Raw genomic sequence first — 18,123 nt, 5'->3', positions numbered from 1 at the left:
CGTGCCCGAGGAACACCCACCTATCGCGGAAGCCAACACGGAAGCCGGTGACAGTGGTTGCCCCGTCATGCATCGTCCGTTCGCCTCCACCGACGCGCGCGGAGCGAACGCCGAGTGGTGGCCGAACCAGCTCAATCTGACACTGCTGCAGAAGAATCCGCCCTCGGTGAACCCCATGGGCGAAGACTTCGACTACGCGACCGAATTCGCCACCCTCGACCTGGCCGCGGTGAAGGCCGATATCGAGCAGGTCATGACGACCTCGCAGTCCTGGTGGCCCGCCGACTTCGGCCACTACGGCCCGTTCTTCATCCGGATGGCCTGGCACTCCGCGGGCACCTACCGGGTCGGCGACGGCCGCGGCGGCGCGGGCGCGGGCCTGCAGCGCTTCGCCCCGCTCAACAGCTGGCCCGACAACGCCAGCCTGGACAAGGCGCGCCGGCTGCTGTGGCCGGTGAAGAAGAAGTACGGCCGCAAGCTGTCGTGGGCCGACCTCATCGTCTACACCGGCAACGTCGCGCTCGAGTCGATGGGCTTGCCGACGTTCGGTTTCGGTGGCGGCCGCGTCGACGCGTGGGAGCCCGAGGAAGACGTGTTCTGGGGCCCCGAGCGCACCTGGCTCGGCGACGAACGCTACACCGGTGACCGCAACCTCGAGCGTCCGCTCGCCGCGGTCCAGATGGGCCTGATCTACGTCAATCCCGAAGGCCCCAACGGCAATCCGGATCCCCTCGCGGCCGCCGTGGACATCCGCGAGACCTTCGCGCGGATGGCGATGAACGACGAGGAGACCGCCGCGTTGATCGCCGGCGGCCACACCTTCGGCAAGACCCACGGTGCGGGCGACGCCGATCTGGTCGGCGTCGAACCGGAAGCCGCACCGCTGGAACAGCAAGGGCTGGGCTGGAAGAGCAGCTTCGGCACCGGAGTCGGCGAGGACGCGATCACCAGCGGCCTGGAAGGCATCTGGAACAGCACCCCCATCACCTGGGACAACAACTTCCTCGAAACCCTCTACGGGTACGAATGGGAGCTGACCAAGAGTCCGGCGGGCGCGCATCAGTGGATCCCGAAGGACGGCGCGGGCGCCGACACTGTGCCCGACCCGTTCATCACCGGCAAGAAGCGCGCACCGGTCATGCTGACCACCGACCTGTCGCTGCGGTTCGACCCGATCTACGGCCCGATCACCCGCCGCTGGCTGGAGAACCCCGCGGAGTTCGCCGACGCGTTCGCCCGCGCCTGGTACAAGCTCACCCACCGCGATATGGGACCGATCGCCCGCTACCTCGGCCCGCTGGTTCCGTCCGAGGAACTGCTGTGGCAGGACCCGGTGCCCGCCCAGAACGGCCCGGTGATCGGTGATTCCGAGATCGCCGCGCTCAAGGGCCAGATCCAGGCCTCCGGCCTGTCCATCGCCCAGCTGGTGACGACGGCGTGGGCGGCGGCCTCGTCGTTCCGCGGCAGCGACAAGCGTGGCGGCGCCAACGGTGGCCGGATCCGGCTGCAGCCGCAGGCAGGCTGGGCGGTCAACCAGCCCGACGAGCTCGCCCAGGTGGTGCGCGTCTACGAGGGCATCCAGGACACGTTCAACACCGCAGGCGGTACGCAGGTGTCGTTCGCCGACCTGGTCGTCCTCGGCGGCGCGGTCGGTGTGGAACAGGCCGCCCAGGCCGCCGGTTTCCCGGTGACGGTGCCGTTCACGCCGGGCCGTACCGACGCGACCCAGGCCCAGACCGACGTCGAGTCGTTCGACGCGCTCGAGACCCCGGCCGACGGGTTCCGCAACTACGTGTCCAAAGACGCGCAGATTCCCGCGGAATTCCTGCTGATCGACAAGGCGAACCTGCTCACGCTCAGCGCGCCGGAAATGACCGTGCTGATCGGCGGTCTGCGCGTGCTCGGCGCGAACTACCAGTCCTCGCCGCTGGGCGTGTTCACCGATACCCCGGGTGCGCTGACGAACGACTTCTTCGTCAACCTCCTCGACATGGGTACCGAGTGGGCGCCCTCGGCCGCCGACGAGAACGTCTACGAAGGCCGTGACCGCTCCTCCGGCGCGGTGACGTGGACCGGTAGCCGTGTCGACCTGGTGTTCGGCTCCAACTCGCAGCTGCGGGCCGTAGCCGAGGCCTACGCGACCGACGACGCGAAGGAGAAGTTCGTGCACGACTTCGTCGCCGCGTGGACCAAGGTGAGCAACCTCGACCGGTTCGACGTCACCGCCTGATCCGGACAGCGAAACACCCTGCGGCTCAGCATGAGTCGCAGGGTGTTTCGCTGGTGGCTAGGACTCGGCGAGGGCGGCCAGCCGGTCCACCGATGCCTGCAGCTTGTCGGCGGTGGTGGCCTTGGCTCGCACCTGACGCAACTCGTCGTGCAGTTCGGTCCAGTCGTAGGTGTGGGTCACCCGGGTGTGGGTGTCGTCGATCGGCTCGAGCTCCCAGCGCCACAGGTGTCCCGGCGGGGTCTTGTCCCGCTCCGACGGGTTCCACGCGATACGGCGACCCTCCTCGAATTCGACGATGTGGTTGTCGCGGTCGGCGCCGTTGGTCAGCGTCGTGGTGAACACGTCACCGACCGCGCGGACCCGCTGGCCTTCGACGGCCTGCGCGAGGTTGTCGTTGCCGTCCCAGCGCGGCTGCTGCGCGGGATCGGCGATCAGGTCGAAGATCGCGGCGGGGGTCGCCGCGATGTCGCGGGAGGCGTGGACGATGCGTGGCACGTCGATGGTTTCGGTCACCGGGCGATAGAACCAGCAGCTCACCCACCCCGGCAACCATTCCGCTCGAGCACGCGACTAACTCGTCCGGTACACCGCGAACACCGGGATCTCCCGATCGGTCTTGTCGCGGTACTCGGCGAAACCCGGCAGCCGCTCGACCATCCGGTCGTAGAGGGCGGTGCGCTCGGGATCGGCGACGAGTTCTGCCTTGCCCCGGTAGGTTTCGGTCCCGACCTCCACGGTGAGTTCCGGGTCGGCGAGGAGGTTGTGATACCAGGCCGGGTGTTTGTCGGCGCCACCGTTGGAGGCGATCAGCACGATCCGGTCGCCGTCGGGCAGGAACACCAGCGGATTGGTGATCGCGCGCCCGGACTTCGCGCCGGTGGTGGTGATGATCACCATGGCGTCGTTGCCTTCGAACATGCCACCGACGCGGCCGCCGTTGGCACGGAACTCGGCGATCACCTGGTCGTTGAAAGCATTCATCGTGGTCCTTTCGTCGGGTAACTCCCCCTGCCCCAACGATCCAGGCGCGCCCCGCATTCCGGCGCTGTCCACGGCATATGCGCCGAAGTAGTGACTTACTCTAACGTTGCGGGGTGCTAGGACATTCTCATGCGACGAGTGGGGCACTGGCCTGGGCCGGTACGGCCGCCGCGCTACCGCTCACGGTCGCCGCTTTCCCTCTGTTCGACAGCGACACAACGCGATTCGGCATCGCCGAACTCATCATGGGCACGCTGCTCACCGCGGGTGCGGCGCTGCTGCCGGACGCGGATCATCCCAGCGGCACCATCTCCCACGTGCTCGGGCCGGTGTCACATCACCTGTGCCGGTTGATCTCCTGGGCGTCGGGCGGACATCGTCACGGCACGCATTCACTGCTGTTCGTCGTCGCCGCGGTCGCGGCCACCTGGGCGGGCGAGCACTACCTCGGCAGACCGTTCACCCTCGGCCTCGTGTTCTTCCTGCTCGCCCTCGCGGTGCGATCGCTGCACCTGTGCCCGCCGGGAAAGAGTGTCCGGACCTACGGAACGGTGATCGTGCTGGCGACGGCGGGAACGTTCGCGGTCGACCAGTGGATCGTCGACCGACCGGCATGGCTGCCGATCTGCGTGGGTCTCGGCTGTCTGGCCCACCTGCTCGGCGACTGCCTCACCGATCGGGGCTGCCGGTTGCTGTGGCCGTTTCCGTTGCGCACCCGGGTGCCGCTGATCGAGCGGACCGGGAACCGGGTCGAGACCTGGGTCATCTCTCCCCTGTTCGTGCTCGGCACGATGGGCGCGCTCTGGTACGCGATCATCCACCGGCCGTGATCGCTGGGACGGCGGGGCTCCCGCCGTCCCGAGCCGACCGGCGTAGCCGGTTCTTCGCCGATCACTCCGACCGGTTCACATGTTTAGATGCGCATATCTCAGTCTCTGAATGATACTTGTGAGTCCTCCCAACGCCGACACTCAGGGCATCGTCGCAGGTCTCGAAGCCGCCCCAACCCCAGCATCATTCAGTGCACAGTTGTACTCTCAACTCCGTGACGGAGCAGCTCCCCCAAGCCCAGGCCGAAGTACAGGCGCTCACACGGCTCGCCGGTGACGAGTTCGCCGGGGCGGTCGATGGGATCGCGGCCATCCACCGAGCCCTCTCCGACCGGGTATTCGCGGCGGTGCGGCTGGGCGTCGGTCCCGCGGCGGCGCCGGTGAAGGTCGTGCACGACGCCATCACCGATGGCGTGTACGCCGCCGTCAGCGGCACGGGCTTCGTCGTCGGCGAGGTCGCCGGCGCGGTCCAGCTGCCCGGTGTCACCGCTCCCTCGCGCACCGTGTGGGGTGCGGGCATTCTCGCCGCGATCCAGGGGCTGATCGGTGACGCGCTCGAGGACGAGACCCCGATCCTCTCCTCCCCCATGACCTTTCGCGTCGACGGCGTCCCGGTCCCGCCCGAGGAGTTCGCCGCCCACGTCCCGGTGCCGACGACCCGGCTGGTCGTGCTCCTGCACGGACTCGTGGAGACCGAACACTCCTGGCGGCTCGGCAATCGCCCCACCTACGGCGAGCGCCTCGAAGACGATCTCGGCTACACCCCCCTCTTCGTCCGCTTCAATACCGGTCTGCACATCTCCGAGAACGCCGCCCAGCTCAGCGCCCTGCTGACCCGCCTGGTCGACAGCTGGCCGATGCCGGTGCACGAGATCTGCCTGATCGGGCACTCGATGGGCGGACTGGTCATGCGCAGCGCCTGCCATCAGGCCGAGGAGTCGGGCCAGCAGTGGGTGCGATCGGTGCGGCAGGTGGTGTGCCTCGGCTCACCACACCTCGGTGCGCCGCTCGAACAGCTCGTGCACTACGCGTCGGCCGCGCTCGATCTGCTACCCGAGACCCGGCCGCTGAGCACACTGCTGCGCAGGCGCAGCGCGGGCATCCGCGACCTGCGGCAGGGCTCGCTGGTCGACGAGGACTGGCGCGACCTCGACGTGAACACCCTGCGCGCGCGAGCGGTGAAGGAAGTGCCGCTGCTGCCCGGCGTCGATCACTACTTCGTCACCACCACCATCACCCACAGCCCGAAGCATCCGCTCGGCGTGATCATCGGTGACGGCATGGTTCTCACGGGCAGCGGGTCGGGGCGTGGACGGACCCGGCGCCTGGATTTCGACGCGGTCAACAGCCTGCACATCCCCGCGGCGAACCATTTCAGCCTGCTCAATCACGACGCTGTCTACGAAGCGCTGCACGGCTGGTTGACCAGCGCACCCCGCCGCGCGCGTCAGGTGGATACGCTGTGGCCATGACTCTCGACCACGGCGACCCGGGCGACGCACCTGCCATTCCGCTGCCGACCGCTCCCCTGGCCAACGAGGCCCGCCCCTCGCCGGCCGAAGAAGCCAGAACGATCGCAGCGGGCACCAATACCGGCACGCTGGCCAGCCTCACCGCCGACGGCGCGCCCTGGGCGTCGTTCATCACCTACGGATTGCTCGACGGCGCACCGGTGCTGAGCGTGTCGCGCCTGGCCGAACACGGCCGCAACCTGGCCGCCGACCCGCGCGCCAGCATCGCGATCGTCACCCCCGACATCCCGGCCGACCCGCTGGCGGGCACCCGGATCACCCTCGCCGGTTTCGTGGAACGCCCGACCGGTGCAGAGGCGGAAGCGGCCCGCGCGGCCCACCTCGCGGCGATCCCGGCGGCCAAGTACTACATCGACTACAGCGACTTCACGCTGTGGGTGCTGCGCATCGAGCGGGTGCGCTGGGTCGGCGGCTACGGCCGGATGGATTCGGCCTCGGCCGCGGAATACCTCGCCGCGCAGCCGGACCCGATCGTCGCGCACGCCGCGCCCGGTGTCGCGCACCTCAACGCCGACCATGCCGAAGCGCTGCTGGCGATGGCCCAGCAGCTGGGCGGGTTCCCCGACGCCATCGCCGCCACCTGCGAGAAGGCCGACCGCTACGGCCTCGACCTGCGGGTGGAATCACCACGCGGCGTGGCGCTCACCCGCGTCGGCTACGCCACACCCCTGTCCGAGATCAGCGAATTGCGCGCGGCGACCGTGGAACTCGCGCGCCGGGCCCGCGCGACGCCCTGATCACGCCTCGTACAGCTCGAGCGGCAGGTCGTCCGGATCGAAGAAGAAGGCCATCTGCTGACCGGTGTGCTCATCGGTGCGCAGTTCCTCGGTACGGACACCCCGCGCCCGCAGCTCGTCGAGGGCAGCGGGCACGCTCGCGACCGCCAGGGCCAGGTGCCGCAACCCCGCCGCTTCCGGCCTGCTCGGGCGTGCGGGCGGGTCGGGAAACGAGAACAGTTCGATGCGGACCCCGCCGGGCAACTCGATGTCGAGCTTCCACGAATCGCGATCGGCTCGGTAGTTCTCGTCGAGGACGGTGCCGCCGAGGGTCTCGGTATAGAAACTCTTGGAGCGGGCGTAGTCCGTCGCGATGATCGCGATGTGGTGGATGCCGAGAAATTGCACGCCGCAACGCTAGCGGATGCCCGCTGGCGGAACCCGCACGGACGCGCTAATTTTAGTCTCATAATGAGACCAGCCGCAGGAGGCGCGATGACGGATCTCTGGGACCGGTGGCAATCGGGCGGCGAACTGATCGATGTCGCGGTGCGCGGCGTGACGCGGCGGATATTCGTGCGCACCACCGGGTCGGGGCCGGTTGTCGTTCTCCTGCACGGCTTTCCGAGCTCCTCGCTCGAATGGTCCGGGATCGAACCGGCACTGGCCGCCGAACACACGGTGCTCAGTGTCGACTTCCTCGGCTACGGCGCCAGCGAGAAGCCACCCGGACACCGCTACAGCATCTTCGAACAGGCCGACCTCGTCGCCGGGGTCCTCGCCGCGCGTGGCATCACCCGCGCCCACATCGCCGCCTACGACTACGGCGGGATCGTGCTGAGCGAACTCCTCGCCCGCGGCGCCGCAGCGGGGTTCGAGCCGACCGGCGCGACCTTCCTCAACGGCGGGCTGATCGCCGAGCACTATCGACCGCGGCTCGTGCAGCGCGCGGCGCTCGTCCCCGGGCTCGGGCGCCTCCTGGCTCGGGCGTACACCGAGTCGGTGTTCGTTCGCAGCTGGGCCGAGGTCTTCTCCGCCGAGCATCCGCTCGATCGCGATCTCGCCGCCACGCACTATCGAGCACTGCGGTCGGGCGACCCGGACGGCGACGTCCATCGCAGGCTGCTCGCCTACATTCCCGAACGCGCCGCCCACCGGGAACGCCTGGAACGGGCGATCTTCGGCACCGAGGTGCCGGTGTCATTCCTGTGGGGCATGCGCGATCCGGTGTCGGGCGCGCACATGGCGACGGCGATCACGGAGCGCTCCCCCAGCGCCGACCTCGTCGAATACCCCGACGCGGGACACTGCCCGCACCTCGAGATCCCACACCGCGTCGCGGCCGATCTGCTCGCGCGCACCTCCTGATCCTTTCCCGTCGACTCAGGTCCAGAGCACCGCGACCAGCACGTTCACGATCGCGAGGCCGCCGGCGGCGTCGGTCATCCAGTCGATCTGCTTGCCCCGCTTCGCGTCACCGCGGCCCATTTCGGCGAACGCGGCCACCGCGACCGCGACAACCAGCTTCACAGCCAGCTTCGTCGTATCCGGATCCTTGTCGAGCGAGTCGATCCCCGACGCCAGCCCGGCCAGGATCACCCCGGTGATCAGCTGGGCGCGCGCGCCCCACACCATCAGCTCGGACACCACCGGACGCGATGCGACGTACCCACCGACCACCGCGGCCATGCCGAGCAGGTGGGTGACAACCACCAGGTTGTAAACGAATTCCATGGGTGCGAAGCGTAGTTCAGACGGCAGCGTAGTTCAGACGAAAGCGGCCGGTGCCCGAAGGCACCGGCCGGTTCAGACGAACTATTTCCGTGGGCGGGGTCAGCCCAGCTGCTCGTCCAGCAGATGCGCGTCCTTGCGGATGCCGAAGGCGGTGATGACTTCCATGACACCGATGACGATCAGGAAGATGCCGACGACCCAGACCAGCGTGGCGATGGAGCTGATCGGCCACACGATCAGGACGACACCGGCCAGCGCGCTGATGATGCCGTAGAAGATCTGCCAGCCCCGGCCGGGCACGCCCGACTCCGAGATGGCGGCGAACAGGACGGCGACGCCACGGAACAGCCAGCTGATGCCGATGAACAAGCCGAGCAACACAATCGAGGTGAGGTCGTCGCGGAAGCAGAACACACCGATGATCAGCGACAGCACACCACTGATGAACGACAGCACCCGGAAGCTGGTGCTCGGCAGGTGGGTGAAGGCGGCGATCAGCTGGAAGATGCCGCTGACAACCATGTAGATACCGAACAGAATGCCCGCCACGAGCAGCGACGGACCGGGCCACACCAGCACGATGATGCCGAGGACCACCGCGAGGAGGCCGGTGACCAGAACTGTTTGCCAGGTTTTCTTGGCAAGAGCCGTGAACGGGCTCCCAATCACGGTATTTGTCGTCATGACGAGATGTTATGCCCGCTCGCTCTGGTTTTCCGGAAATTAGCTGGAGCTGTAATCGTGTCGCGATCGCGCGCGGCGCCGTGAGCGGGAGCACAAGCGAGGCGTCACATCGTTGCCCTCGCGAAAGTTTGGTCGGCGACAGTCTCGGGTAGATGAAGAATGTGTCGGTTGTACTCGTGCTGCAAGCTCGGGGCCTCGGTGAGCTTCTCTCCGCGGTCCCGGCTCTGCGTGCCCTGCGCCGGGCCGAACCACAGAGCCGGATCGTCCTGGCGGCGCCGCATCGGTTGGAGCAGATCGTCGACCTGATCTCCTCGGTCGATGAACTCGTCGCCACCGCTGACCCGGCCGCCCTGATCTGGGATGGACCCGCGCCCGAATTAGCGGTGAACCTGCACGGCCCCGACGGCGCCAGCGCACGAGCACTGGCCGATACCGGGGCCGCGCGGATCATCGGTCATCGCACGCCCGCGCTGCCCAAGCTCGCGGGTCCGCGCTGGGATCCCGACGCGCATGTCGTCGACCGGTGGTGCCGCCTGCTCGAGGGCGAAGGCATCGACGCGGATCGGCGCAACCTCGGATTGGTGCCGCCGGTGGCCTCGATCAGCCGGCGCGATTGCGTCGTCGTCCACATCGGCGCGGGCGCGCCCGCCCGCCGGTGGCCGCCCGAGCGGTTCGCCGCGGTGGTGCGCCACCTGCTGGTGTTGGGCCGCGATGTGGTGCTCACCGGCGACCCGTTCGAGCACGATATCGCTCGGCAGGTGGCCGCCCAGGCCGGCCTGCCCGACGACCGGGTCCTCGCCGGTCGCCAGAACCTCACCGACCTGGCGGCGACGGTGGCCGAGGCCGCCCTCGTGATCAGCGGCGATACGGGCGTCGCACACCTGGCGACAGCGTTCGGCACTCGCACGGTCCTGCTGTTCGGCCCCACACCACCGCGTCGCGGCGGCCCGCCCGCGCATCTGCTGGGCAGGCACGCGGTGCTCTGGGCCGGGCAGGTCGGCGATCCGGACGGCCTGAGCACCGACCCCGGACTGCTGCGGATCGGCGTGCCCGAGGTGATCGCGGCGGTCGATATGCAGCTGGACAAGCAGGCGTGGGCCGAATCCGGCAGGTCGCGTTACCGCCGGGTGGGCTGAGCCGGGTCGGCGTCGGCCGCCTCCCGCAGGGCGGCGGCATGGGCGGCCAGCGCGCTGGGCCAGTACTTGTCGAGGTAGTCGCGCGCGTCGTTGAGGCCGCGGGGGTCGAGCGAGTAGAGGTGCCTGTTCCCGGCGCGGCGCATGCGGACCAGGTGGGCCTCACGCAGGACGCGTAGGTGCTGCGACGCGGCTGAACTGGTGATTCCGGTGGCGGCGGCGAGGTCGGACACCGAGCGGGGACCCTGCGGCAGCAATTCGAAGATCGCGCGCCGGGTGGGGTCGGATAACGCCGTGATCGCACGAACTCCGTTAGCGTCCACTGAATCAGTGTCCCCGGGATGCGGAATTTCGGCAACGATCTTGACCAGGGACATTTCACCCGGTGAGTAACAGGATGTTGGCTATTCGTTAGAGTATCGTTATAGATCAACTGCGGTTATAGCGCTTCGTGATCGCAGCCACATGATTCGCCGCGAAGGTTACGGTTTAGCTACGTTCATAACCATGTTCGTGACCAACCCGTTATCTGCTCGAGTCTCCGACGCCTTCGCAGGTCGTTGGGGAGGCGTGGTCGCGGGTGCGGTGGCTTTGTCCGCACTCGTGGGTACCTCCGTCGCCACTTTCAGTGAGCCCGAGAGCCCTGTTCCCACTACCACGATCGCCGCGGACGCCACCGAGGCCATCAACTCCGGCCAGTCGCCGTACCGCTTCACCGCGTACACCCCCGCCGAGGCCCAGGGCCCGCAGGGCGAGACCCCGGCGTCCGCCCCGATCCCGTGGGAGGAGCACCGCGAAGCAGTCGGCCTGGAACTGCCGCCGCTGCCGTTCATCGCTCCCCCGCCGCCGCCGCGCCCGCAGACCGTTCGCCCGGTCAGCGGCAGGCTGACCTCCTACTACGGCGCCCGCTGGGGCACCGCGCACAACGGCATCGACTTCGGTGACCCGATCGGCGCGCCGATCTTCGCCGTCACCGACGGTACCGTGATCGAGGCCGGTCCGGCTTCGGGCTTCGGCCTGTGGGTCCGCGTCCAGCAGGATGACGGCACCATCGGTGTGTTCGGCCACGTGAACGACATCCTGGTTCAGGTCGGTCAGCACGTCAACGCCGGTGACACCATCGCCACCGTCGGTAACCGTGGCAACTCCACCGGCCCCCACCTGCACTACGAGGTGCACGTGCCGGACGGCTCGCTCTACGGCGCCCCGATCGACCCGCACCCGTGGCTCGCCGCGCGTGGCGTCGATGCCGGCGTCGCCCAGGACTGATACCGCTCACCCACTGATCGCCGCCCGGCGCGCGATCAGGAATTCCCGAAGCCGCGCGACCGCGAGCGTCGAGTCATGGTCTCCCGAGACCAGGCCGACCTCGCGGTCGCGTTCGCCATCGATGGGTATCACCGCCAGGTCGGGGTTCACGACCTCGGCGGCAGGCAGGAGCGCGACGCCCTGCCCGAGTGCGACCAGTGCGCGCAGGGTTTCGAACTCGGTGATCTCGAATACCACTCGCGGTGTGAAACCCGCTGCGGCACACCAGCTGTCGAGCAGGGTGCGCAGCTGGTAGCTGGGCGGGTTCGCGATGAACGCCTCGTCGGCCAGTTCGGCGAGGTCGATGCGGGCGCGCCGGGCCAGCGGATGCGTGCGCGACACGTGCAGGTCGATGCGCTGACGGCCGAGATCGACGGTCGGCAGGTCGGACGGGGGCGGAATCATCACCGCGAGGTCGAGCCTGCCCTCGCGCACCTGCTCGGCCAGCGCCTCGCCGTGCGCCTGCACCAGGTGCAGCCGGATCCGCGGCGCGCGGGTATGGAACTGCGCGAGCAACGACGGGATGCTGACCGGGCCGAGCGTGAGCGGGAACCCGAAGCGCACCAGCCCGCTGTCGGGGTCGGCGTCGGCGCGCACCTGCCGCACCGCGTCGTCGAGAGCGCGCACCAGTCCCCTGGTGCGTGCGTAGAGATCACGCCCCTGCGGGGTGAGGGCGACCCCGCGCCCGACCGGCTGGAACAACGCTACGCCGAGGAGCTGCTCCATCGTTCTGATACGGCGGCTGAGTGAGGACTGCGGCACACCGAGTCGCTGGGCCGCGCGCGTGAAGTGGCCTTCTTCGGCCGCCGCGTCGAAGGCGGCCAGCAGCGGAGCCAGTGCCTGCGCTCCCGTCTCCGATGAATCATCCATATCCGGATCATATCTTCGGCGATTCCGTGTTGGACGGATCGCTGTTCCGGGCGCGACGATAGCGGTACACAGCTCACGGGAGGTTCGACGATGAACGACACCACACCCACACAGCCCGGCAGCGGCAGCGGCGACGACATTCTCGACGCAGTACTCATCGGCGGCGGCATCATGTCGGCCACGCTCGGCGCCCTGCTGAGCACCCTCGCGCCCGACTGGTCGATCGCGCTGTTCGAACGACTCGGCGAACCGGCGGCCGAGAGCAGCCATCCCTGGAACAACGCGGGCACCGGACACTCCGGATTGTGCGAGCTCAACTACATGCCCGACGCGGGCGACGGCGCCAAGGCGGCGGGGATCGCCGATCAGTTCGCGCTCTCGCGCCGGTTCTGGTCGGGCCTTGCCCGCCGTGGTGAGCTCGCGCCCGACACGTTCCTCACCTCGACACCGCATGTCACGGCCGTCTTCGGCGAGCGCGACATCGCCTACCTGCGCCAGCGGTACGCGACGCTGCGGAAGCTGCCCGCGTTCGCGGAGATGGAGTACACCGAGGACCGTGCGGTGATCGCCGACTGGGCACCGCTGCTCGTGCGCGGCCGGGCCGACGGCGAGGCGATGGCCGCCACCCGGCACTCCGCGGGCACCGATGTCGACTTCGGGGCGCTGACCAGGTCGTTGTTGTCGTCGATGAGCGCAGGGGGCAACGCGGTCCGGATGCATCGCGAGATCACCGGGCTCACGCGCGGCAAAGACGGTGTGTGGACGGTGCGCGGACGCGATCTCGACAGTGGGCGGCAGTTCCGGGTTCGGGCCCGGTTCGTGTTCGTCGGCGCCGGCGGCTACGCGTTGCGGCTGTTGCAGCGCGCCGGTCTGCCCGAGGTGCGGGGATACGGGGTGTTCCCGCTGGGTGCGCAGTTCCTGCGCACCGACAACCCCGAGGTCGTCGCCGAGCATCACGCCAAGGTCTACAGCCAGGCCGCGCTGGGCGCACCACCGATGTCGGTACCGCATCTGGATCGTCGCGAGGTCGACGGCGCCGGCGCGCTGCTGTTCGGCCCCTACGCCACCTTCAGCACTCGCCTGTTGCGCCACGGCAAGCTCACCGATCTGTTCACCACTCTGCGCCCGCACAATATCGTTCCGCTAATCGCGGTCGGTCTGCGGAATTTCGATCTGGTCCGCTACCTCGTCACCGAGCTACTGGCCTCACGCCGGCGCAAGTTCGCCCAGCTGCAACGCTTCTACCCCACCGCCGACGCCGCCGATTGGACCCTGGTCCACGCCGGGCAACGCGCCCAACTGGTCAAACCCGATCGCGAGCGCGGCGGCGTCCTCGAATTCGGCACCGAACTGGTCACCGGCGCGGACGGCACCATCGCCGGCCTTCTCGGCGCCTCCCCCGGCGCCTCCATCGCACCGTCGATCATGAGCGACCTGCTCGAGCGCTGCTTCCCCGAACGTCGATACGAGTGGGCCCCACTGCTCGCAGAATTGCTGCCGCCTGCCGGATCGACCACCGAAGTCACCTCGTAGAACACCTCGGACGACCGCATCCGCACCCCAGCCGGGGTGCGGATCGCGCTCACCGCGGGGCGGTGAGGAGTGCGCCGATCAGGCGGTGGCTGCGGGCGGACATCTGGGCGGCGGTTTCGCCGGGGTGGCGCAACCACCACAGGACCAGCGAGGTCACCGCGCCCATCCAGACATCGGTCAGCGCCGACAGGTCGGTGGGGTCGGTGAGCTCGACTGCGCCGATGGCATCGGCGACACCGCGCGCGGCCTGGGCGGCGATCCGGCGGCGGGCGGCGCGGACGGCGTCGGCGGCGGGGCCGTCGTCGGGGTGGGAGCGGTCGAACAGCACGGTCCAGTCGTGCGGCCGCGGTTCCAGCGCGACGAAGATCGCGTCGAGGGTCCGTTCCGCCTTGCTGAGCCCACCGGCCCCGGCGATAGCGGATTCGATCGCGTCGAACAGGACGGTGGCCGCCCGGTCCACGCAGGTGATGTAGAGCCCGTCCTTGGACTGGAAGTAGGTGTAGACCAGCGGCTTGGACACGCCCGCGCGCTGCGCGACGTCGGCGAGGGACAGCCCCGCGTAACCCACACGACCGATTTCGGCGACGGCGGCGTCGAGGATCTGCTGTTCGCGCTCGGGGCGCGGGACACCTTTGGTACCGGCTGTGCTCACCGGTCCATCCAACCATCGACCTCCGTGCCGGTTGACACCCAATTGGCCCCTTTGTAATTTACTATTCAGTAAATTACCTGTTCGCCCCCGCTGTACGCCTCGACAGGAGTCTCCGTGTTCGCCGAAGTCGCACAATCGGTACTGCTCAACCCACCCGCGCTCCCCCGGGTGCTCGCGCGGCTGGTCCGTGGTGAGCAGCACGAGATCGCCGGGAAGACTGTCGTGCTGACAGGCGCCTCGTCGGGCGTCGGCAAAGCCGCGGCACACGCGCTCGGCCGGGAAGGGGCGCGGGTGGTGCTGGTCGCCAGAAATGCCGAGCCGCTCGCCGAGGTGCGCGACGCGGTCCGCGCCGAGGGCGGAGATGCCGAGATGATCACCTGCGACCTCGCCGACGCCGAGCAGACCGACGCGCTGGCGAAGTCCCTGCTCGAGCAGTTCGGGACCGTCGACGTGCTGGTGAACAACGCGGGCCGTTCGATCCGCCGCGGCGCCGCCGACACCACCGACCGGTTCCACGACTACGAACGCACCATGGCGCTGAACTACTTCGGAGCGACCCGGCTCACGATGGGGCTGCTGCCGTCGATGCTCGACGCGGGCACCGGCCACGTCGTCAATGTCGCGACCTGGGGTGTGGCCGCGGGGTCGATGCCGCTGTTCACCGCCTACCACGCGTCGAAGGCGGCGCTCGGCGCGTTCGGACGCAGTCTCGGCGCGGAGACCCGACGCCGTGGCGTGCACGTCACCACCATCGGCTATCCGCTGGTGCGCACCGAGATGATCGCGCCCACCGGCAAGTACGCCGACGCGGCGGCACTGTCGGCCGAGGAAGCCGCCGACTGGATCACCACCGCGATCCGGACCCGCCCGGTCGAGCTGTACCCGACCTACACTCGCGTGCTCCAGGCCCTCGCGCTCGTCTCACCCCGCGCGGTCGACGCCGCGATCTGGCGCATGGGAATCTGAGACAACCCCTAGAACCCGAGTAGTCCGACCCGTACCCGGGTATCGGAGCCGAACCGTTCCGCAGCGGGACGTGGTGTGGCGCACCGGATTTCTACCTTCGGTACATGGCGACGATCGACCTCACCCACACGCTGGCCCGCATCACGTCCCCCACCGCGCGCGACGGCACCGACCGCGCCCCCTGGCACGGCCCGCTGCTGGTGAACTCCGCGCTCATGGCCGCACTGGTGGTGGTGTCGATGGTCGGGATGGTGGTCGACGACCGACTGCTGCTCGGCGAGTCGGTGTGGCTCAAACCGGCCAAGTTCGGCCTCGCCTTCGCCCTCTACGGCGTGACCCTGGCCTGGATACTGCGGCTGCCGCATCGCGGACGGCGTGCCACCTGGTGGCTGGGCACTGTCTTCGCGATCACCGGGGTCGCCGATGTGGGATTCATCGCGGTCCAGGCGGCACGCGGGACGTTCAGCCACTTCAACGACTCCACCGACCCGGTCAACGAGATCGGGCAGCAGGTGTTCGCGTCCGGCGTGCCCGGGTTGTTCCTCGCGAATCTCGTCCTGGCGGTGATCATCTCCTGGCAGAAACTGGCCGACCGGCCGACCAGGATCGCGTTGAAGGCCGGGCTGTGGCTGGCGGTGACCGGAATGGCGCTCGGGTATCTGATGGGGTTCACCGGGCCGCAGCTCGTCCGCAAGGCCGACGGCACCGTCGTGGGGTTGATGGCCGGGCACACGGTGCGGCCCGGCGATACAGCACGTGACGCTGCCGCAGGCATGCCGATCACCCACTGGAGCACCACCGGCGGCGACCTGCGCATCCCGCACTTCGTCGGGCTGCACGGCATCCAGGTGCTGCTGCTGATCGCCTTCGCCCTGGTGGCACTCGCGCCTCGTTACCGCTGGTTGCGCACCGAAACGACCCGTGCGGCGCTGCTCGTGGTCGCTGTCCTCGGCTACTTCGGACTGCTCACGCTGGTGGTCTGGCAGGCGCTGCGCGGACAGTCGCTCACCAGTCCCGACCTCGCGACAGCCGGTGCCGCCGCGGCCCTCGCGCTGTTCGTCGCCGGGGGTGTCACCGCCGTGTACCTGCGCGCCCGGGAGTCACTGTCGAGCTAGCGCGGTAGTCGCCCTCAGACGCCACTCCGTGTACCCCATCGTCTTATGGTGGGGCACACGGGGTTTCGCATGTTCAGCGGAGTCGTTCCGCTTCCCGCGCCAGCTGTAGCAACGTCGCGCTCAGCTCTGCCAGCTCCGCCGGAGAGGCTCCCTCCCCCACGGCCGTCGCCACGTCCTCGGCCGCGCACCGCGCGGCGAACCACCGATCGGCGAGATCGGCGGCCTCCTGCGCGGTCAGCACCACCGCGTCCTCGGGAATCCCGGTCCCCTTGAGGCTGCTCCGGTGCTCATAGGCACGTTGGCGACACGACTGGCGGCAATAGCGGCGACGCCGACCCGACTCCGAATCCACGATCTCCCGCCCGCACCACAGGCAGGACAGCAGGCGACTGCGCGACATGATCGGAAACCCTATCGGCCCGCGACACAATTCGCCGGTTCAGGTCTCGCTGAGCGGGCACCCTCCCGATACCGACCTACCGTCGGCGCCGGTTCGGGGGTCGCTCGGCTGATGCGGCCGGGCGACTACAATGGAACAGTTCAGACTTCCCGTGCGTTGAGGTAGTACGAGTTGCGGCACCAGCCGCCGAAATTACAGGAGCACACATGGCAGATCGCGTACTCCGGGGCAGCCGGCTCGGAGCGGTGAGCTACGAGACCGATCGCGACCACGACCTGGCCCCGCGCCGGATCGCCCGCTACCGCACCGACAACGGTGAGGAATTCGACGTCCCGTTCGCCGACGACGCGGAGATCCCGCCCACCTGGCTGTGCCGCAACGGCCAGGAGGGTCAGCTCATGGAGGGCACCTCCGTGGAGACCAAGAAGGTCAAGCCGCCGCGCACCCACTGGGACATGCTGCTGGAACGTCGCAGCAAGGAGGAGCTCGAGGAGCTGCTCAAGGAGCGCCTCGACCTCCTGAAGACCCGTCGCCGCGGGTAACGACAGAAGTTGTGAACGCCGAAGGCCGCCTCCCCTCGGGGAAGGCGGCCTTCGGCGTTGTGTGGCCGTACTCAGTGGCTGGCGACCTTGCGGTACTGCAGTAGTGCCGCGGGCATCGCGATGGCGAGGATGACCAGCGAGCAGATGATCGCGTAGAGGATGCAGTTCTCCGCGGCCCAGCCTGTCGCGGGGACGAAGGTCGGGGGCGAGTCGTTCTCGAAGAGCTTGCGACCCGCCGCCGACACCGCGGTGATCGGATTCCATTCGGCGATCGCGCGCAGGGGGCCGGGCAGGGTTTCGGCGGAGATGAACGCCGAGGAGATGAACGTCAGCGGGAACAGCCAGATCAGACCCGCACTCTGCGCCACCTCCACCGTCGGGGAGACCAGACCGGTCAGGGCGCCGACCCACGACATCGCGAACGCGAACAGCAAGATGATCGCGAAGGCGATCACGGCGTCGCCGAAGCTGCCGTGGATACGCCAGCCGACGATGTACCCGCAGATCGACATCACACCCAGGCTCACGATATTGACCACCAGGTCGGACAGGGTGCGCCCCATCAGGACCGCCAGCCGCGACATCGGCAGCGTCCGCATCCGGTCGATGATGCCCTTCTGCAGGTCACCGGCCAGGCCGACAGTGGTGAACGCGGCATTGAACGCCACGGTCTGGGTGAAGATGCCGGCCAGCAGGAACTCCCGGTACTGGTCGCCGCCGAGCGAGGCACCGAAGATGTAGGCGAACAGGAACACGAACATCAGCGGCTGGATGGTGGCGGTGACCAGCAGCGTCGGCACCCGCAGGATGGTCAGCAGGTTGCGGTAGGCCACGATCGCGCTGTCGCGCACGAACCGGGCTTTCGGTTCCATCTCCTCGGCAGCGGGCGGCCGCGGG

General features: G+C 68.7%; 21 protein-coding genes. 11 read left to right on the top strand and 10 right to left on the bottom strand.

Annotated features, from left to right (window positions below; genetic code table 11):
- Position 1 precedes the first annotated feature (1 nt).
- Positions 2-2,230, top strand: coding sequence for a catalase/peroxidase HPI (gene katG, locus ACWF99_RS10595; RefSeq protein WP_378627593.1), 2,229 nt, complete (start codon positions 2-4; stop codon positions 2,228-2,230).
- Positions 2,231-2,287: 57 nt separating this feature from the next.
- Here the strand turns inward: katG and ACWF99_RS10590 are convergent, their stop codons facing one another.
- Together ACWF99_RS10590 and ACWF99_RS10585 are read right to left on the bottom strand one after the other, a co-directional pair.
- Entirely contained in the window at positions 2,288-2,743 is a 456-nt protein-coding gene (locus tag ACWF99_RS10590; RefSeq protein ID WP_378627592.1) for an SRPBCC family protein, read from the bottom strand.
- A gap of 57 nt (positions 2,744-2,800) precedes the next feature.
- Positions 2,801-3,211, bottom strand: a complete 411-nt coding sequence (locus ACWF99_RS10585) for a nitroreductase family deazaflavin-dependent oxidoreductase (RefSeq protein ID WP_378627590.1) — start codon at positions 3,209-3,211, stop codon at positions 2,801-2,803.
- 113 nt (positions 3,212-3,324) lie between these two features.
- On the opposite strand from ACWF99_RS10585, the gene ACWF99_RS10580 reads away from it, so the two are divergent.
- From ACWF99_RS10580 to ACWF99_RS10570, 3 genes are all read left to right on the top strand, one after another.
- Positions 3,325-4,041, top strand: coding sequence for a metal-dependent hydrolase (locus ACWF99_RS10580; RefSeq protein WP_378627588.1), 717 nt, complete (start codon positions 3,325-3,327; stop codon positions 4,039-4,041).
- A gap of 215 nt (positions 4,042-4,256) precedes the next feature.
- Entirely contained in the window at positions 4,257-5,513 is a 1,257-nt protein-coding gene (locus ACWF99_RS10575; protein WP_378627586.1) for a lipase family alpha/beta hydrolase, read from the top strand.
- Complete coding sequence (locus ACWF99_RS10570; RefSeq protein WP_378627585.1) at positions 5,510-6,310, top strand: HugZ family pyridoxamine 5'-phosphate oxidase; 801 nt, start codon at positions 5,510-5,512, stop codon at positions 6,308-6,310. The genes ACWF99_RS10575 and ACWF99_RS10570 overlap by 4 nt, the downstream gene beginning before the upstream one ends.
- On the opposite strand, the gene gloA2 is transcribed toward ACWF99_RS10570, so the two are convergent.
- On the bottom strand, positions 6,311-6,697 hold the full coding sequence (gene gloA2 / locus ACWF99_RS10565; protein WP_378627583.1) for an SMU1112c/YaeR family gloxylase I-like metalloprotein: 387 nt from the start codon (positions 6,695-6,697) through the stop codon (positions 6,311-6,313).
- A gap of 87 nt (positions 6,698-6,784) precedes the next feature.
- Between gloA2 and ACWF99_RS10560 the strand changes: the two genes are divergently transcribed.
- Positions 6,785-7,657, top strand: coding sequence for an alpha/beta fold hydrolase (locus ACWF99_RS10560; protein ID WP_378627582.1), 873 nt, complete (start codon positions 6,785-6,787; stop codon positions 7,655-7,657).
- A 15-nt stretch (positions 7,658-7,672) separates the two neighbouring features.
- Here ACWF99_RS10560 and ACWF99_RS10555 read toward each other — a convergent pair whose 3' ends face one another.
- Positions 7,673-8,023 (bottom strand): hypothetical protein, encoded by a 351-nt coding sequence (locus tag ACWF99_RS10555; RefSeq protein ID WP_378627580.1) that lies wholly within the window; start codon positions 8,021-8,023, stop codon positions 7,673-7,675.
- Between the two features lie 99 nt (positions 8,024-8,122).
- Positions 8,123-8,707 (bottom strand): HdeD family acid-resistance protein, encoded by a 585-nt coding sequence (locus tag ACWF99_RS10550; RefSeq protein ID WP_378627579.1) that lies wholly within the window; start codon positions 8,705-8,707, stop codon positions 8,123-8,125.
- Positions 8,708-8,868: 161 nt separating this feature from the next.
- Between ACWF99_RS10550 and ACWF99_RS10545 the strand changes: the two genes are divergently transcribed.
- A complete protein-coding gene (locus ACWF99_RS10545; protein WP_452535965.1) occupies positions 8,869-9,843 on the top strand; it encodes a glycosyltransferase family 9 protein in 975 nt (324 codons plus the stop codon).
- Here the strand turns inward: ACWF99_RS10545 and ACWF99_RS10540 are convergent.
- Entirely contained in the window at positions 9,825-10,163 is a 339-nt protein-coding gene (locus ACWF99_RS10540; protein ID WP_378654704.1) for an ArsR/SmtB family transcription factor, read from the bottom strand. The genes ACWF99_RS10545 and ACWF99_RS10540 overlap by 19 nt on opposite strands.
- A 184-nt stretch (positions 10,164-10,347) precedes the next feature.
- On the opposite strand from ACWF99_RS10540, the gene ACWF99_RS10535 reads away from it, so the two are divergent.
- Complete coding sequence (locus ACWF99_RS10535; RefSeq protein WP_378627575.1) at positions 10,348-11,109, top strand: M23 family metallopeptidase; 762 nt, start codon at positions 10,348-10,350, stop codon at positions 11,107-11,109.
- A 6-nt stretch (positions 11,110-11,115) separates the two neighbouring features.
- Here the strand turns inward: ACWF99_RS10535 and ACWF99_RS10530 are convergent, their stop codons facing one another.
- Entirely contained in the window at positions 11,116-12,018 is a 903-nt protein-coding gene (locus tag ACWF99_RS10530) for a LysR family transcriptional regulator (RefSeq protein ID WP_378627573.1), read from the bottom strand.
- Between the two features lie 90 nt (positions 12,019-12,108).
- Between ACWF99_RS10530 and mqo the strand changes: the two genes are divergently transcribed.
- Positions 12,109-13,551: a malate dehydrogenase (quinone) gene (gene mqo / locus ACWF99_RS10525; RefSeq protein WP_452535676.1), complete on the top strand. Its 1,443-nt coding sequence runs from the start codon at positions 12,109-12,111 to the stop codon at positions 13,549-13,551.
- 49 nt (positions 13,552-13,600) lie between these two features.
- Here mqo and ACWF99_RS10520 read toward each other — a convergent pair whose 3' ends face one another.
- Entirely contained in the window at positions 13,601-14,203 is a 603-nt protein-coding gene (locus tag ACWF99_RS10520) for a TetR/AcrR family transcriptional regulator (protein WP_378627570.1), read from the bottom strand.
- 114 nt (positions 14,204-14,317) lie between these two features.
- On the opposite strand from ACWF99_RS10520, the gene ACWF99_RS10515 reads away from it, so the two are divergent.
- Positions 14,318-15,169: an SDR family oxidoreductase gene (locus ACWF99_RS10515; protein ID WP_378654710.1), complete on the top strand. Its 852-nt coding sequence runs from the start codon at positions 14,318-14,320 to the stop codon at positions 15,167-15,169.
- 104 nt (positions 15,170-15,273) lie between these two features.
- Positions 15,274-16,284 carry a hypothetical protein gene (locus ACWF99_RS10510; protein WP_452535675.1) on the top strand — a complete coding sequence of 337 codons (1,011 nt, stop codon included), beginning with the start codon at positions 15,274-15,276 and terminating at the stop codon, positions 16,282-16,284.
- Positions 16,285-16,357: 73 nt separating this feature from the next.
- Here ACWF99_RS10510 and ACWF99_RS10505 read toward each other — a convergent pair whose 3' ends face one another.
- A complete protein-coding gene (locus ACWF99_RS10505) occupies positions 16,358-16,684 on the bottom strand; it encodes a hypothetical protein (protein WP_378627566.1) in 327 nt (108 codons plus the stop codon).
- Positions 16,685-16,890: 206 nt separating this feature from the next.
- On the opposite strand from ACWF99_RS10505, the gene ACWF99_RS10500 reads away from it, so the two are divergent.
- The gene (locus tag ACWF99_RS10500; protein WP_067453486.1) at positions 16,891-17,226 is read left to right on the top strand and encodes an RNA polymerase-binding protein RbpA; all 336 of its coding nucleotides are present in this window, start codon (positions 16,891-16,893) and stop codon (positions 17,224-17,226) included.
- A gap of 71 nt (positions 17,227-17,297) precedes the next feature.
- Here ACWF99_RS10500 and ACWF99_RS10495 read toward each other — a convergent pair whose 3' ends face one another.
- Positions 17,298-18,098: an ABC transporter permease gene (locus ACWF99_RS10495; RefSeq protein WP_358110415.1), complete on the bottom strand. Its 801-nt coding sequence runs from the start codon at positions 18,096-18,098 to the stop codon at positions 17,298-17,300.
- Between the last annotated feature and the right edge of the window lie 25 nt (positions 18,099-18,123).

It is taken from the genome of Nocardia sp. NPDC055002 (assembly GCF_053608825.1).
This window is presented reverse-complemented; position numbering and strand designations above follow the sequence as displayed.